14 protein-coding genes are annotated in these 16,353 nt (G+C 63.7%); 9 read left to right on the forward strand and 5 right to left on the reverse strand.

What is annotated here, in order from left to right; genetic code table 11:
- The first annotated feature begins 54 nt into the window (after positions 1 to 54).
- Positions 55 to 2,658 carry a hypothetical protein gene (locus tag HGK58_RS05320; RefSeq protein WP_168626452.1) on the forward strand — a complete coding sequence of 868 codons (2,604 nt, stop codon included), beginning with the start codon at positions 55 to 57 and terminating at the stop codon, positions 2,656 to 2,658.
- 46 nt (positions 2,659 to 2,704) lie between these two features.
- On the opposite strand, the gene HGK58_RS05325 is transcribed toward HGK58_RS05320, so the two are convergent.
- Together HGK58_RS05325 and HGK58_RS05330 are read right to left on the reverse strand one after the other, a co-directional pair.
- Positions 2,705 to 3,418: a glycosyltransferase family protein gene (locus HGK58_RS05325; protein ID WP_210422614.1), complete on the reverse strand. Its 714-nt coding sequence runs from the start codon at positions 3,416 to 3,418 to the stop codon at positions 2,705 to 2,707.
- Positions 3,415 to 4,137 (reverse strand): glycosyltransferase, encoded by a 723-nt coding sequence (locus tag HGK58_RS05330; RefSeq protein ID WP_168626453.1) that lies wholly within the window; start codon positions 4,135 to 4,137, stop codon positions 3,415 to 3,417. The genes HGK58_RS05325 and HGK58_RS05330 overlap by 4 nt, the downstream gene beginning before the upstream one ends.
- Positions 4,138 to 4,513: 376 nt before the next feature.
- On the opposite strand from HGK58_RS05330, the gene pseB reads away from it, so the two are divergent.
- From pseB to HGK58_RS05365, 7 genes are all read left to right on the forward strand, one after another.
- The gene (pseB, locus tag HGK58_RS05335; RefSeq protein WP_168626454.1) at positions 4,514 to 5,494 is read left to right on the forward strand and encodes a UDP-N-acetylglucosamine 4,6-dehydratase (inverting); all 981 of its coding nucleotides are present in this window, start codon (positions 4,514 to 4,516) and stop codon (positions 5,492 to 5,494) included.
- The gene (locus tag HGK58_RS05340) at positions 5,494 to 6,621 is read left to right on the forward strand and encodes an aminotransferase class I/II-fold pyridoxal phosphate-dependent enzyme (RefSeq protein WP_168626455.1); all 1,128 of its coding nucleotides are present in this window, start codon (positions 5,494 to 5,496) and stop codon (positions 6,619 to 6,621) included. The genes pseB and HGK58_RS05340 overlap by 1 nt, the downstream gene beginning before the upstream one ends.
- Positions 6,618 to 7,646 carry a pseudaminic acid synthase gene (pseI, locus tag HGK58_RS05345; protein ID WP_349236138.1) on the forward strand — a complete coding sequence of 343 codons (1,029 nt, stop codon included), beginning with the start codon at positions 6,618 to 6,620 and terminating at the stop codon, positions 7,644 to 7,646. Before HGK58_RS05340 ends, pseI begins: the two co-directional genes overlap by 4 nt.
- Complete coding sequence (locus HGK58_RS05350; RefSeq protein ID WP_168626456.1) at positions 7,622 to 8,239, forward strand: GNAT family N-acetyltransferase; 618 nt, start codon at positions 7,622 to 7,624, stop codon at positions 8,237 to 8,239. Before pseI ends, HGK58_RS05350 begins: the two co-directional genes overlap by 25 nt.
- A 40-nt stretch (positions 8,240 to 8,279) precedes the next feature.
- The gene (locus HGK58_RS05355; protein WP_168626457.1) at positions 8,280 to 9,518 is read left to right on the forward strand and encodes a polysaccharide biosynthesis protein; all 1,239 of its coding nucleotides are present in this window, start codon (positions 8,280 to 8,282) and stop codon (positions 9,516 to 9,518) included.
- 77 nt (positions 9,519 to 9,595) lie between these two features.
- Positions 9,596 to 10,573, forward strand: coding sequence for a GDP-mannose 4,6-dehydratase (locus tag HGK58_RS05360; RefSeq protein ID WP_168626458.1), 978 nt, complete (start codon positions 9,596 to 9,598; stop codon positions 10,571 to 10,573).
- 1 nt (position 10,574) lies between these two features.
- On the forward strand, positions 10,575 to 11,504 hold the full coding sequence (locus HGK58_RS05365; RefSeq protein WP_168626459.1) for a GDP-mannose 4,6-dehydratase: 930 nt from the start codon (positions 10,575 to 10,577) through the stop codon (positions 11,502 to 11,504).
- Here HGK58_RS05365 and HGK58_RS05370 read toward each other — a convergent pair.
- Positions 11,501 to 12,802 (reverse strand): hypothetical protein, encoded by a 1,302-nt coding sequence (locus HGK58_RS05370; RefSeq protein ID WP_168626460.1) that lies wholly within the window; start codon positions 12,800 to 12,802, stop codon positions 11,501 to 11,503. The two genes, HGK58_RS05365 and HGK58_RS05370, sit on opposite strands and share 4 nt — an antisense overlap.
- Positions 12,803 to 12,918: 116 nt before the next feature.
- On the opposite strand from HGK58_RS05370, the gene HGK58_RS05375 reads away from it, so the two are divergent.
- Complete coding sequence (locus tag HGK58_RS05375) at positions 12,919 to 13,623, forward strand: class I SAM-dependent methyltransferase (RefSeq protein ID WP_168626461.1); 705 nt, start codon at positions 12,919 to 12,921, stop codon at positions 13,621 to 13,623.
- Here HGK58_RS05375 and HGK58_RS05380 read toward each other — a convergent pair.
- On the reverse strand, positions 13,597 to 14,910 hold the full coding sequence (locus HGK58_RS05380; protein WP_349236139.1) for an O-antigen ligase family protein: 1,314 nt from the start codon (positions 14,908 to 14,910) through the stop codon (positions 13,597 to 13,599). The genes HGK58_RS05375 and HGK58_RS05380 overlap by 27 nt on opposite strands.
- The gene (locus HGK58_RS14025; protein WP_210422615.1) at positions 14,907 to 16,190 is read right to left on the reverse strand and encodes an O-antigen ligase family protein; all 1,284 of its coding nucleotides are present in this window, start codon (positions 16,188 to 16,190) and stop codon (positions 14,907 to 14,909) included. Before HGK58_RS14025 ends, HGK58_RS05380 begins: the two co-directional genes overlap by 4 nt.
- Positions 16,191 to 16,353 lie beyond the last annotated feature (163 nt).

Raw genomic sequence — 16,353 nt, forward strand, 5'->3', positions numbered from 1 at the left:
AATTTGAGGCAATGGTGCCATACACTCGTGCGGCAAGCACGCGGGGGAGTGATCGTGGCAAATATTTCGACGGAACGCATTCGGCGAGGGCGCAAGGGGGTTGCGGCGCTCGCGGCTCTATCGATGCTGCCGGCGCTCCTCGTCGCACTAATTCCGTCAGAGCGCGCCGAAGCGGCACTTCCCAACCCGGTGACTTTTGATCCCGGCAACATCATTAGCGACGACAACTTCTATGACGGCAGTGCGATGACGGAGTCGCAGATTCAGGCGTTCCTGGTCGCGCGCGGAAGTGCATTGGCTTCCTACCGCAGCACGGTTGCAAACCGTGCTGCGTACATTTCTGACCAAGCACGACCTGGACATGTGTATTGCCAAGCCTTCCAGGGGGGATCGAACCTTCTGGCCTCGACGATCATCTTCCGCGCACAGCAAGCGTGCGGAATTTCGGCCAAGGTGCTCCTCGTCACGCTCCAGAAGGAGCAGGGTCTAATCACTCGCAGTACAGCCTCGGAGTCTGCGGTTCGTATCGCCATGGGCTACGGATGCCCCGACACCGCGCCATGCAATGAGCTCTACTACGGCTTCGGCAATCAGCTGTATATGGCCTCAAGGCAATTCAAGGTCTACCAATTGCCCGAGAACCGGTTTCGCTACCACCCTGGCAACGTGTACGTGCAGTATCACCCGAACACTGCTTGCGGTGGCACTACGGTCAACATCAAGAACTGGGCAACAGCTGGGCTTTACAACTACACCCCGTATCAGCCCAACTCCGCCGCAATGCACTCGTACCCTGGGACTGGCGATTCATGCTCGTCCTACGGAAACCGCAACTTCTGGTTCTTCTACAGCGACTGGTTCGGGGATCCGGCCGCCACGAGTGGTGCTGCGGCAATCGCACTTGCCCACGACCTTGCAGGTGGCCCCAACGGTCTGCTCGGACGGGCAGTCGCCACGCTGAATTGTCCCCCTTCAAGTACCTCTTGCTGGCAGGACTTCGAACACGGGATCATCGGCTGGACCAAGTCCGGTGGCGCTCACGTCGTATCCGGAGTCATTGCGGACTCGTACAGGTCGCGCGGTGGGCCGGCGAATGCAATGGGCTATCCGCTGGATTCAGGAAAATCGTTCGAGACGGTCAACGGCGATGGTGTTGTACAAGTCTTCCAAGGGGGCTATCTCTACTCGAGCGACGCCGGCGTGTTTCGTGTAATCAACCGGTCGCCCGTCGAGTTCCACTGGATCGCTGATGGCTGGGTCCGCGGCTCGCTGGGTTGGCCAGTGTCGGAGCTCGAGTGTGGCTCTGCAGGATGTATCCAGCAGTTCCAAGGCGGTTACATCGGCGGCCCGAGCAAGACGGTGGTGCATCCGGTGGTCGGCGCCCTTGCGGACTCGTATGAGAACCGTGGAGGCTCGGCAGGCGTGCTGGGATACCCATTGGATCCGGGCAAGCCGTTCGAAACGGCCAATGGCAATGGCGTGGTGCAAATCTTCCAGGGCGGCTACCTCTACTCGAGCAACGCGGGTGTCTTCCGTGTGGCGAACCGATCTGCGATCGAAGCTGCATGGATCGCACAAGGTTGGGTTCGCGGGTCATTGGGCTGGCCGATAGGCGAAGAGACGTGCGGCCCCACCGGATGTACACAGGCCTTCCAAGGAGGGACGGTGTCATCTTCCGGCGGCGTCGGGTGGCCCGTTACTGATCGTGAGATCTTGGCCTACTACGAGGCCAGTGGAGGCGCGAGCGGCGTTCTAGGGCAACCTCGCGATCCGGGAAAGTCATTCGACACGGCAAATGGCGACGGCATCGTTCAGATCTTCGAAGGCGGGTACCTGTACTCAAGCGCGGCTGGCGTCTTCCGCGTGGTTCACAAGTCTCCAGTTGAATCGAACTGGATCGCTCAGGGCTGGATTCGCGGGGCGCTGGGTTGGCCGGTTGCCGAGATGCAATGTGCAGCGAGTGGATGCACCCAGCAGTTCCAGGGCGGCGTCGTTTCGTCTTCCGGTGAAGTCTTCTGGCCGGTGACCGATCCTGACATCAAGTCGTACTACGACGCCAATGGAGGTCCTGCGGGTGCTCTGGGTAACGCGCTGGATGCGGGCAAGTCATTTGAGACCGTAAACGGTAATGGGGTAGTGCAAATCTTCCAAGGTGGGTATCTGTACTCCAGCGACGCCGGAGTTTTCCGGGTCGTGAATAGATCACCGGTAGAGGCTCACTGGATCAGCGATGGCTGGATCCGAGGTTCGCTGGGGTGGCCAGTATCGGAGTTGGAGTGCGGGTCGACCGGCTGTCTGCAAAGGTTCCAGGGCGGCTATGTCGGCGGCCCGAGCCAGTCGGCGGTCTATCCGGTGACGGGTGTCCTCGCCAAATCCTATGAGGATCGCGATGGTCCTTCAGGTGTCTTGGGTTACCCATTAGACCCAGGCAAGCCGTTTGAAACGGTGAACGGCAACGGCGTAGTACAGATTTTCCAAGGTGGGTACCTGTACTCAAGTGCGGCAGGTGTATTCCGCGTGGAACACAGGTCGCTGATCGAGACGGCATGGATTGCCCGAGGTTGGATTCGAGGACCAATGGGTTGGCCAGTCGGAGAGCAAGTTTGCGGGGAGGCCGGCTGTTCGCAACAGTTCCAAGGCGGGCCGTTGCACAAATGACGTGCGGCTCGCTAGCCGAAACGTGACGCAGGGGGACGGCCAGCGCTTAGAGGCGGGCGTTTATCTCCGCCAGTTCAGGCTGACTGGCTAGAAGGTCAATCACATCAGACGTGGTGAACGCCGGGATGCGCGGGTAGAGGCGCTCATAGACGGAGCGAGCAAATTCCAGGTCGGCCGGGTAGTCGACGGTCCAACGCAAGTGGGATTGATCCGTCCTCTGAGTCACCGAGTGGAGAGAAAACTCGTCGGGACGCGAGTAGATACCGAGAGTGACGTGCTCCCGCTCCTCATCGCTCAGCCGAAGCGATTGCAGCTGACGCATCGCTTCGGCTTTGAACACCTCAACATCCAAGCCGTGTGGGAAGGTGCGAGTGAGCACATTTGATGTGTAATCGGCACCCGATTCCAGATGAGCTTCGATAACGCGGTCGATGACATCGGGGTCGGTGAGGGGGCAATCTGCTGTGAGCCTCACGATGTGCGAGGGGCGAAACTCATCTAGGACCTGATTGAACCTGGCCAACACGTCCTCCAGAGGACCCCGGCGAACGATGGCGCCCCCTTTGACGAGTACCTCCGCGAGATCGTCATCGGACTCGTCGATCGATGTGGCTACAACGACCTCGTCGATGGCGTTTGCTCTGCCGATTCTTTCCAACTGACGGCCGATCATCGGCTCGCCAAGGACGGGTGCCAGAACCTTTCCCGGCAGCCGCGTAGAACTCGCCCGCGCCTGGAGGATCGCCAGAGTTTGAATCACGCGAGCATCATCTCCATCGCTTCCGCCACTCGATCTTTTCCGAGGCCATCGAACAGGTCCCGACAGCGCGCCGCTAGTTGATGCCGAGCTCCGTCATCCGTCAGAAGCGTGCGGGTCGCGGCCACAAAGTCCTCCGCGACCAAGCTGCCCGTGGCATCGATGCCGTATGCCACGCCGGCGTCACGCACCGCAGCCAGGCTTCGCAACTGATTATCAACCGTGGCAAGCACAAGACTGGGGATCCCGAGCGTGCAAAGTTCCCATACGCTCGTACCCGACGCGGAGATAACCGTGTCCGCCCGGCTCAGCAATTTCGGGAGTTCATTTGTGGTGCCGAGTACCTCAATATTTGGGTTCTCGCGTGCGATCTCAACGACCGATTCCATCGCACCCGCCGCACAAATGGCCGTAAGCGTCAGGTGGAGATCGCTGCGAGACAACGCTGCAACGACATCAACGACCAAGGCATTCGGATCTGTGCCCCCCATGAAAGCCAGCACATGGGGTGGGTCGTGCTGGATTGCTTCCGGAGCCTCGCGGCGTGCTTGGAGGATTTCGTCGCGGATCAGAGAGAATTGCGAGCCAGCAAGGGTGCGGCCGGGTGCGCGTTCTGGCGGGATTGACTTTTCCGCCCCCAAGTTGTGGTCAAGGTAGAGGGACGCGACGATTCCCCGATCGTCTCCGTCCACGATCGCTAAGCACCGGATTTCAGAGTTCATGCGCGTTATCTCGTCCGGAGGGATCCAGTACGAATCAACGACGACCCAATCTGGCTCATGACCTCTGATCGCATCAAGATCAAGAGAATCTGGTTCACAGGGGATTACCGCAATCGCAACGTCCGCGAGTCGATCTTCAAGCCACGGCACTGAGGAGATGCACGCCATCAAACTTACGGTGTGACCGCGTTGCATCAACGCCTCAGCCAACGAGAGGCAGCGCATCACGTGCCCTGTTCCTCGTAGGGAGTCCGCGTCTGCGCGCAGAAGAACACGCATTCCAACTGCTCCGATCTCGCGCTGTCCGGGTGGCTACGGGGTCTGGCGTATTCTCGTACGCGAGTCTATGAGGCGTTCCGCACACGAGAGGTTGACAATGTCGATACTAAGAGGGTCATCGATCCTGGTAACCGGGGGAACCGGTTCGTTCGGAAAGGCCTTCATTCGTCGTGCTCTCGACGAGTTCGACCCGAAGCGTATCGTCATTTTCTCCCGTGACGAGCTCAAGCAGTACGAGGTACGACAGGGCTTGCAAGACGACCCTCGGCTGCGTTGGTTCATCGGCGACATCCGGGATCGCCACCGCCTCACCCGGGCGATGCACGATGTCGACTTCGTCGTCCACGCCGCCGCGTTGAAGCAAGTGGACACCGCGGAATATAACCCGTTCGAGTATGTGCAGACCAACATCGTTGGATCACAAAACGTCGTCGAAGCGGCGATTGACGCCAACGTGCAAAAAGTCGTCGCCTTGTCAACAGATAAAGCCTCAAGCCCGCTCAATCTTTACGGCGCGACCAAGCTCGCGGCCGACAAGCTCTTCCAGTCCGCGAATCACTATGCCGCCGGACACCGAACCCGCTTCAGTGTGGTGCGTTACGGCAACGTCATGGGCAGTCGTGGATCCGTGATTCCATACTTCAAAGCATTGGCCGCGGAAAGCAAGTCGCTCCCCATCACCGACGCTCGTATGACACGCTTCTGGATCACCCTGCCACAGGCCGTGCAGTTCGTCATCGACTCCTTCGACCTCATGCAAGGTGGTGAGCTCTACGTCCCTCGCATCCCCAGCATGAGAATCCTCGACCTCGTCGAGGCGATCGCCCCAGGGAGCGAAACCCACGAGATCGGTATCCGCCCCGGCGAGAAGCTTCACGAAGAGATGATCTCGCTCGACGACAGCCGCCGCACGCTTCGATTGGGGGACCGCTACGTCGTCCTGCCAACAATCGCCAACTGGGGATTCACACCGCCGGAAGGCGACACCCTCCCAGAGGGGTTCGCATACCAATCAGACACCAACGAACAATGGCTTGGAGTCGACGAGCTTCGAGGCGTGCTTGAGAGCCTCGACTAGTGGCTATTCCATACGGACACCAGTCGATCGACGATGATGATGTCGCCGCAGTCGCCACCGCCGTCCGCGGCGAATGGCTCACCATGGGGCCCACCGTTGCCGAGTTCGAGGCAGCCATCGCAGGGATCGCAGGTGTGCCCGAAGCAGTTGCCGTGAGCTCCGGTACCGCCGCCCTTCACTGCGCTTACGCCGCGATCGGCTTCGACAAGGGAAGCGTCGTCGTCACAACTCCCCTGACATTCGTCGCAACAGCATCCACCGCGATTCTGAGTGGGGCAACGGTCGAGTTCGCCGATGTGCAAGAAGACACGGGCAACATCGACCCACACGCGGTCAACGCACTCATCACTGAGCGAACCCGAGCCGTCGCCGCGGTCGACTACGCCGGGCACCCCGCCGACTTCACCGCCCTGCGCGAGGCAGTCGCCGGGCACGATGTTGTGATACTGGAGGATGCAGCACATTCGATCGCATCGACATACCGAGAACGCCCAGTTGGTTCCGTAGCCGACATCACCACGTTTTCGTTCTTTCCCACGAAGAACCTGACTACGGCCGAAGGCGGTGCAATCGTCTCGACACGTTCCGAACTTCTAGAACGTGCCCGCAGGTTCAAATCGCACGGCCTTGTTCGCGACAAGCATGCACAGCGCTACCCGGACGAAGGCCCATGGCACCAAGAAGTTCACGAACTGGGATTGAACTATCGACTCCCCGACGTGCTCGCCGCGCTCGGACTAAGTCAGCTCAAACGGTTACACGACTTCAAGGACGCTCGAAAGAAAGTTTTCCAGCGTTACGCAGAAGGCCTAGGAGACCTTGACGGAGTCAGGCTGCCCCACCAACGCGCCTACGTTGACCCGATGTGGCACCTTTTCCCGATTCGAGTCAGCGAAGACCGGCGGCGCAGTGTTTTCGAGTTCCTACGGGAACAAGGAGTGCTCGTACAGGTCAACTACATCCCCGCGTATTGGCACCCCTACTTCGAGGACCTCGGTTACAAGCGAGGAATGTGTCCCGTGGCTGAGCAGTATTACAAGGAAGAGATATCGCTTCCAATGTTTGCAAACCTTTCCGCGTCGGATCAGGATCGAGTGATTGAACTCGTGCGGAAGGCGCTCTCGTGACAACGACAGGATCACCCATGGTGATCGCCGAGATCTCCGGCAACCACAACGGATCCCTCGAGCGGGCCCTCGACATAGTGCGGGCCGCGGGCGGGGCCGGTGCGCATGCGGTCAAGATTCAGACCTACACGGCGGACACGATCACACTGAACGTGGACGCGCCAGCTTTCCGCGTCAGTGACGGACACGAACTGTGGGGCAATCGCACACTTCACGACCTCTATGCGGAGGCCCACACTCCGTGGGAGTGGCACCAGCCCATCTTTGAACTCGCCCGCGAACTCGGAATGGTGGCATTCAGCACACCGTTTGACGAGACTGCGGTTGACTTCCTCGAAGAGCTTGATGTGCCGCTCTACAAGATCGCGTCACTGGAGATCGTCGACCTTCCGCTCATAGAACGCGTCGCACAGACCGGTAAGCCGGTTCTGCTCTCGACCGGCACCGCCACCGTCGCAGAGATCGCGGCAGCCGTCGATGCGGCGCGGGCCGGCGGTTGCGCTGACCTGACTCTTCTTGTGTGCACGAGCTCATACCCCGCGTCGCCCGATGATGCACACTTGCGTCGCATCCCCGTGCTTGCCGACCTTTTCGGCGTGAAGGTCGGACTCTCGGACCACACCCTCGGAACTGGCGTCTCCATCGCAGCGGTCGCTCTCGGAGCGACCGTGATCGAAAAGCATGTGACCCTCAGCAGAGCCGATGGCGGTGTAGACAGCGCGTTCTCCCTCGAACCTGACGAAGTCAAGCAGCTCGTCGACGGATGCGACGCAGCACACCGTGCTCTGGGTTCGGCGAGCGTCTGGGCTACAGCTGCCGAAGCTGAGTCATTGCGTCTGCGTCCATCGCTGTACGTTACGGCCGACGTCCGAGCCGGTGACATCGCCACCCCAGAAAACATTCGCTCCGTCAGGCCGGCCGGCGGGCTTCCTCCCGCGGCGATAGCCCAGGTCATGGGTCGAGCCTTCACGCGACAGGCCAGTGCAGGTACACCCGTGTCGTGGAGCTTGCTGGAGGAGCCCTGACCACCTTGGTGTCGCTGCGCCAAGTTCGCCCTAGCGACAAGTGGACACTGTGGGAGTGGCGCAATTCTGACCGCATAAGACACGTCAGCACGAACGACGCTGAGATTCCTCGACAACACCACGAGGCGTGGTTCTCGCGCGCGCATCCGGCTATGCGTGACCGCACAATCCTCGTCGAAAGCAATGGTGTGCCAGTCGGCTGGTTCCAAATAGAGAACTGGGACGATCAGGCCAAAGTGGGAAGCTGGGGTATCGCGCTCGGTGATCCCGTCCGCGCACCGGCTGGGCTAGGCAAAGCGCTGCCGCTTCTAGCCCACGGCCATGCGTTCGACAGGCTTGAAGCGAGACGCCTGACCGGTCGCGTCCTCGCTCACAACGCTCCAATGCGCCACATCCTGACTCAGCTAGGTTTCGTCGCCGTGTCACAAGATGAGACGCCTCTGGCGCGGGCAGATGGAGGAACAACGACGACAATCATTTACGACGTGACCCGCGAATCCTGGCCCGATATCCGGGAAAACGGGCTCAGATACATTCCTCTCGGAATTCGGGACGACATCACTCGCGTGATGCGTGAGGGCATTGCAGAGTGAGCTCACGCCTACCAGGAGCGGCCCCCAATAAGGTGACCTCATGACCGCGAGCGCACCGCAACCGAGCACCCCCTCGCTCACCCAACGCATCCTCGCTTTTGCCGGTCTGCCGTTCCTGTCGCTGGTCACGCCGTTCCTGTTCCTGCCGATCCTGGCGCGCGTGGCGGGAGCGGATGCCTGGCTCGCCATCGCCATCGGGCAGTCGGTCGGCGCGTTCGCCGCGCTGTTCGTCGCACTCGGCTACAACACGGTCGGACCGACAATGGTCGCCCTCGCGGCACCGGATGCCCGGACCGAGCTGCTGCGCCGCAGCGTGCACGCCCGCTTCGCGTTGTTCCTGCCCGCGGTCATCGTCGCAGCGGTGATCGCCGCCGTCGCCTCCCCGGAGGCGAACCGGCTGGACGGTGCGCTGATGAGCGTCGCGATGACCCTCACCGGGCTGTCGTCATCCTGGTTCATGATCGGACTCGGCCGTGCCGGCCTGATCGTGCGGTACGAGATCCTGCCCCGGATTGTCGCCACGGCCCTCGCCGCGGCGGCGTTACTGCTGCTCGGACAGGTGACCTGGTACCCGGCACTGCTTATTGTCGCCACGATCGCCAGCATCGCCGCCTACCTCCTGCGCACGGTCGGCGCGCGCGACGTGCTCGTGGCGCGACCAGGCGAGATCCGGAGCACACTGCGCAGAAACCGTTCGGCGATGACCACCGAAATAGCCGGGGGCGCCTACAACTCGCTTGCGGTGACCTTCGTCAGCATCACGGCGCCCACCGCGCAGGCGGCGGCGTACGTCTCGGGCGACAAGCTGTACCGGATCGGCCAGTACTCGGTGTCCGCGCTCGGCAACGCGCTGCAGGGCTGGGTGGTCGAGGACGATGGCCGCGAGTTCCCGGCACGGGTGCGCCGCGCGTTCCTGCTGCACGGATGCCTGGGCCTGCTCGGCCTCGCGGCGTTCGCGCTGCTGGGGCCGTTCCTATCCGGCCTGCTGTTCGGCGAAACGGTCGCCATCGACACGGCGACCGCGCTCGGCTTCGGCGTCGCCACCCTCGGCATCGCCATAGGCACGGTGCTGGGCAGGGTCACGCTGGTCGCCCTGGGCGCTCGCCGCGAGTTCATGACCAGCGTGCTCATCGGCGCGGCGGCCGGGGTGCCAGCCATCCTGCTCCTCGCCGGTGCGTTCGGCGCCGCCGGCGGTGCGTGGGGCCTGGCCATCGGCGAACTGACCTCGGTCACCTGCCAGGCCATCTTCGTCGCGCTGCGCTGGAGGACGCGACCGTGACCGCGACACCCGTGCAGCCAGTACCGTAAGGGGTACTCAACACCTCTCCGGCGGCGGAGACGCACACGAAGGACACGATGAAGCGCGCTCTCATCACCGGCATCACCGGCCAGGACGGCCTCTACCTCGGCGAACTGCTGACCGCCGAGGGCTACGAAGTGTTCGGGCTGGTGCGCGGGCAGAACAACCCGAAGATCCCGCTCGTGCGCGAGGCGCTGCCGGAGGCGACACTGCTGTTCGGCGACCTGACCGACACCTCCTCGCTGCTGCGGGTGCTCGAACGATCCAACCCGACCGAGGTCTACAACCTCGGCGCCATCTCGTTCGTCGCATACTCGTGGGAGAACGCGTCGATCACCACCGACGTCACCGCCAAGGGTGCGCTGAATCTTCTCGAGGCCATCCGGCTGCACGCCGGCAACAACTCGGATCGGGTCCGCTTCTACCAGGCCTCCAGCTCGGAGATGTTCGGCAAGGCGCAGGAGGTGCCGCAGCGCGAAACGACGCTGCTGTGGCCGCGCTCGCCGTACGGGGTGGCGAAGTCGTTCGCGCACCACATGACCATCAACTACCGCGAGTCGTACGGCATGCACGCCTCCAGCGGCATCCTGTTCAACCACGAGTCGCCGCGGCGCGGCCCCGAATTCGTCACCCGCAAGGTGTCCCAGGCGGTCGCCCGCATCGCACTCGGACGGCAGGACTCCATCGCGATGGGCAACCTCGACGCCAAGCGCGATTGGGGCTTCGCCGGCGACTACGTGCGCGCAATGTGGCTCATGCTGCAGCAGCCGGACGCCGACGACTACGTCGTCGCGACGGGCGAGACCCACAGCATCCGGGACCTGCTCGATGTCGCCTTCGAGCGCATCGGCATTGACGACTGGTCCGGGTACGTGCGCTACGACGAGCGCTACGAGCGGCCCGCCGAGGTCGACCTGCTGATCGGGGACGCGAGCAAGGCGCGCGACAAGCTCGGCTGGCAACCCACCGTCGGGTTCCGGGAACTGGTGGCGATGATGGTGGACGCCGACCTGGACGCCGAACGGGCGAGCTGACATGTCCGTCGTCTTCGTCACCGGCGCCAGCGGGCAGGACGGCACCCTGCTCATCCGGAACCTGCTCGACGAGGGCCACGACGTGCACGCGCTGGTGCGCGAGAGCGCACCGGATGCCGCCGACCTGATCAGCGTGCACCGCGGCGACATCCGCGACGCGGCGCTGATCGGGCGGCTGCTGCGCGAGCTGCGGCCGGACGAGGTGTACCACCTGGCCGGGCAGACGTCGGTGGCTGCGTCCTGGGACGACCCGGTGGGGACGCTCGAAACCACCGCCCTGCCCGCCGCGCGGCTGCTCGAGGCGGCCGCCGAGGTCGGGTCGCGGTTCGTGCTCGCCGCGAGTGCTGAAATCTTCGGGAACGCCGCCGCCCCGCAAGACGAGCAGACACCGATCCGGCCGTCGTCGCCGTACGGCGCCGCGAAGGCGCTCGCCCATCACCTGGTGGGCGTGTACCGGGCGCGCGGCGTGCACGCGTCGTCGTGCATCCTGTTCAACCACGAGTCGCCGCTGCGACCGGACCGATTCGTGACCCGCAAGATCACCCGCGGTGCGGCGCGGATCACGCTCGGCCTCGACGACCGGCTGGTCCTCGGCAATCTCGACGCTCGCCGCGACTGGGGCTGGGCTCCCGACTATGTTCGTGCCCTGCAGCTGGCGGTGCGGCATCCGGAGCCCGGCGACTGGGTGATCGGCACCGGCGAGACCCACACCGTGCGCGAGTTCGCCGATGCGGCGTTCGCGGCGGCCGGTCTCGGGTCGGCGGATGAGTACCTGGTCGCGGACGACGCCTTCGTGCGGCCGGCGGATCCGGCCGAACTGCGCGCCGATGCGTCGAAGGCCCGCGCAGAGCTTGGCTGGGCGCCGACCGTCGGATTCTCCGAGCTGGTCGAGCGGATGGTGCTGGCCGACCTCGAGCAACAGTCGCGTTAGTGCGCCTCAGTTCCTTGCCACTCTTCGACCTGACTGGCGCGACCTAAACCACGGAGCCTGCTCACAATATCGGGGTCTCGCCTGAGCGCGCGAACAAGGGCGTCCAGCGCCAAGGACAGCGAAACAGAGACGCTTCCGATAAGAACGGCGGGATTCGGAACGAGAAGACTTGAACGCCAGAGCGGCCTGGAAGAGTCGTTGTCGACCCTCGACTGCGCGCCGGCAAAGTCGAGTTCAATCAACTGGATGTCTGCCGTCCAGGTCCGCTCTTCCGTACCAAAGCGATGCGCATTTGATCCGAGCCGCAATTCGGTCGACGCCACAGTTAGCGCGGTGAGGCAGTAGAACTCCGGTTTGGCACCACGATCGAGCCAGCGGCCGTATCCGATCACTTCGGAAGCACCGACCGCTGTCGCGGAGAGGTTGCCTTCCTCTCGAAGCTCACGAACTGCGCCAGCCGAGACGACGTTCACAAGAAGTTGGTCAGGGGAGGCGGCAACATCCTGAGGTTCGAGGGCGCCCGAGCCCGACGGTGCCCACATTCCCGCACTCGTCTGCGAGTTTCTGGACTGCAAGACGATGACCAGCCGATCGTCGGTTGTCACCGCAAGCGTCGAGACGCCGACTCCATTTAGCAACTGGCTTTGACTCAGCGCTTGGATTCGATGCTGGCTATCGAAGATGAATTGTTCCTCGAAGGGCCAGCGAGTGCCGCCGCGTGTGATGACCCAGGAAGTGAGTTCGTTGGAACACAGGCCCCGATAGAAGTTTCCCGGTCGCATGAGTACATCCCGGTTGTCGGTGAGGAATTCGGCGGATATGTCGCTTTCCAGGCGAACGTTCGGACCGTTAAAGGGCCAGCGTCCCTGGGCACTGGTGCGAAGGACGTAGGGGGCGATCTCAGCGAGTGGTGATGGCAGCTCATAAGGGTCGCTCTGCCACTTCACGTTGCACTGACTATTCGCGAGCAGTGCGTCAACGTCGGGATCAATGGCGACCCTACCGACCTCAGTGGTCACGATTTGGGGAAGGCCCGGCACCACAAGCTCACCGTCGAACTCCACTGGCGCGGTTACCTTACGCATGCTCCACTCTGACCAGCGGCCGAGCAGTCCGAAGATGTCCTTGACGATGAACACAACACCGACGACGAAGCCCGCTGCCGCGATCGCCCAGCCAACTACGGGCGGTAGGCCGACGAGCATGGGGAGGGATCCAACCAGAAAGCTACCAACACTCAGCAAAATTGCCCACTCGGCACGCATCAAGAACGAAGCGAGATCGACAGCGCTTCTCATTTTTGTGAGCACAGCTCTCCCTCTTCGCGGACGCACCCACAGTAGCGCCCGATACGATCCGTCTCGCACCATGACATCCCCGGCGTTCCGCAGACGCTTTTGCTACACATATCGACGTGATCCAACCTGAGGCCTCCAAGCGGTTCTGGAACCGCGCCGCGCGCGAGAACGCAGCGTGGCACATCGCGACCGGGTACACGACCGAAAGCGCCGAGTTCTTCGCCAGTGGCGCGCGGGAGGTCGACACGTTCCTGTCGTTCGCTGGCCTGAAGCTGCGCGGGGACGAGCGTCTTCTCGAGATCGGGTCAGGCGTCGGGCGGATGACGCGCCGACTGGCCGAGCTGGCGGGCTCGGTGGTCGCGACCGACGTGAGCGACGAGATGCTGTCTCGTGCGCGGACAAACCTGGCCGACCTGCCGAACGTCTCGTACGTCGAAGTGTCGGGGGAGGGCGATTTGCCGGTCCCGGATGCTTCGGTTGACGCCGTCTTCTCCTACATCACCATGCAGCACGTGCCGACCGCCCAGGCGCAGGAGCGGTACTTCGCCGAGGCCCTTCGCGTGCTCGCGCCGGGCGGCTGGGCGCTCATCCAGTTCCGGCGCGGCGGGGTCGTGCCGCGCATGCTGGACTGGGTCGGCCACGTCTGGCACCTGCTGCGGGGCCGCCGCACGCTGAGCCGGGCATGGCGTGGGGCACGGGTTGCTGAGAACACGCTGCGCCGGCACCCGTCCGGAGACGTCACGGTCGACATCCTGCCGCTGGGCCGTCGCCACATCTGGGTGCTCGCCCGCCGTTCAGGCGGCGGGGCGCTCGTGCGGTAGTTCCGGCGGCCTCGGGGCGGACGTGCTGAACGCCTGCCGCCAACTCAGCTCGCGGGACGCTTTCACGGTGCAGACGACCAGCGTCAGCCATCCGAATTCCACCAGCACGAGGCTTTCGGCGAGCGAACTGATCACGAGCACTACGAGCACCAAGGCAGGCCAGAGGTAGACGACACTGCGCTGCTTCGCCGCGAGCAGCCACGACCGCGTGAAGGCGAGCACGACCAGCACAATGAATCCCACCAGCCCGACGAGTCCGAGCTGCAGCCAGACATCCAGCCAGGCGTTCCCGGCCGACTCGGTCGGGTCATCCCGCAGCGGCACGAACGTGTAGTACGGCGGCAACTCCATCCGCCAATGCCCGATCCAGCCCCAGCCCTCGAGCTGGTGCAGCGGGATGAAGTCCCATACCTCGCGCCACAGCCGCAGCCTCGAGGTGAGCTCGCGGGTCGCATCCAAGGCGTCGATGATCACCCCGCGCGCCAGCCAGGTCGCGACACCGAGCACCCCGAGCCCGCCGAGCAGGCCGATCTGCCAGTTGCGCCGGCGTTCCGGCGTCAGCCGTCGCAGCAGCATCAGCGCCACGGCCGCGATGGCGACCACCAGCAGCGCGCCGTAGGCGATCGGCGACCGGCTGAACAGCAGGGCGACCGCCGCGAGCACCATCGACCCGATCGCGACCTCTTGGCGGATCGACCTCGTCGTCCACTCCATCGCGAAGGTGATCAACGCGATCAGCGCGGCCACCCCGAGTTGGTCGTTGCCGCCGAGCACGCCCTGGATCGGCCCGCCACGGTCCAGGTTGCCCCGGATGTCCAGATACCAGATCGGGGTATCGATCAGCAGCCCGCTCAGCACCTCGATCGCGACCGACAGGAGCAACACGAACCGGAACACATCGCCGAACGCGCGCACAATCTGGATCGTGTCGCGCAGCAGCGCCACCGAGACGCCCAGCACCGTGAAGACCAGCGAATACAGCAGCCCGCCGAGTGTCGCCCACTGGTACACGCTCCAGAACATCGACAGGACGGCCCAGCCCATGAACACCATCAGCGAAATCGGCAGCAGGCCGCTCCACTCGATCTCACCGCGGCGTCCGATTAGCGCGATTGCGAACAGCGCCACCTCGATGATCAGGATGGTGAACAGCCCGGCCCAGCCGATCGTCTGCCGGATCGAGAATGCCAGCAGGGCGGTGCCGACGGATGCGGTGGTGAGCGCGGTCACGAACCTCGCCGATGACAGGAACGCCATCGTCACGTCGAACCGCTGCCCCGCCCTCACGTCAGCTCACGCCGTTTCGTCTTGACCGCGACAACGGTCAACAGCACCAGCCCGTATTCGATCAGCAGCCGCGATTCCGCAAGCGACTGGACGATCAGCGCAACCATGATCAGCAGCGGCAGCAGCGTGATCGCGGTGTACGGCTGCGGCGCATCCGGAAGCTGCTGCGGCCGGTCGACCGCGTGCTGCCACGCCTTCACCAACGCCGTGAGCACCAGGATGCCGAAGAGGACCAGGCCGACGATGCCGAGCTGCATCCACACGTCCAGCCACGCGTTGTGGGCGTGCAGCTGCACGACGCCGGCGTGGAAGACCAGGTCGTCGAACGGCTCGACCCACGGCGTCCAGAAGCTGACCCAGCCCCAGCCGAACCACGGGCGCTCCTGCGCCATGCCGATCACGGTCTCCCAGATGCCGAGGCGCCCGGTGAGGTCAGGCGACTTGCCGACTGCCTCCAGCAGTTGCTGGCCGAAGGCGATAATGACGGCGACGCCAGCGCCGAGGGCGATCACCGCGCTGGCGTAGACGGCGGTGCGCTGGCCGGGTGTTCTCGACTTGCGCAGCAGCAGCACGACGAACAGCACGAACGCGATGGCGGCGAGAGCCGCGTAGATGGTGGGAGAGCGGGTCATCCCGATCACGATCGTGGCTGTGATGAGCCACACCCAGCCCCAGTACTTGTTCACCGAGCGGCATGCGAGCTGGATGCCGAAGACGATCACCGCGAGCAGCGCGATCATCGCGAGCAGGCTCGAGTTGCCGACGATGCCCTGGATCTTGCCGCCGTCGAAGAGCAGGTCGCGCGACCAGTAGAGCAGCTTGGGAAGGTCGCGATCCGGATAGTCCACCCACAGCGGCAGCACGGGCTGCCGGATGAACGAGCCCACCACGAACTCGAACAGCAGTGACAGGCCCAGGATGAAGCGCAACGCCCAGCCGAGCGCTTTCAGCAGTTGAGTCCACGAGTAGGCGACGCCGAGGGCGATGCCGGCGGTCACAGTCATCAGCGTGGTGAGGGTCGCGAGCGCGGTGGAGCCGGGGTAGAAGGACCACGCCGTGCTCAGCGCGGCGAAGGCGACGAAAAGGACCAGCGGCAGCGGGAGGCCGCCGAAACGCCAGCGGTCGCGCTCGCGGATGAGGATCAGAACGCTCACCGTCGCGATGGCGATGGCGATGACGCTGTAGCCCCACCAGCTGAGGGTGTAGCGCCAGGCGTCGCCAGCCAGCACCGTGAACAGTGCCAGGATCGCGAAGCCCATTCTGAAGCGCGCACCGTCCACGCCCCAAGACTATCGGCGGGCTTGCGCGATGGTTCGGAGCCGAGTTGCCCACTTTGGCCCCCAATTTGGCCCGAAACAGGGGCGGAAGTGGGCAATTGGGGGAAGGGTGAGCGCCATTGGTAGCGTTGAGTGCTCGACGTGATCGCCCCGATGACGTCGCTTC

The sequence above is a fragment of the Cryobacterium sp. BB307 genome (assembly GCF_012274275.1).
Lineage (GTDB): Bacteria > Actinomycetota > Actinomycetes > Actinomycetales > Microbacteriaceae > Terrimesophilobacter.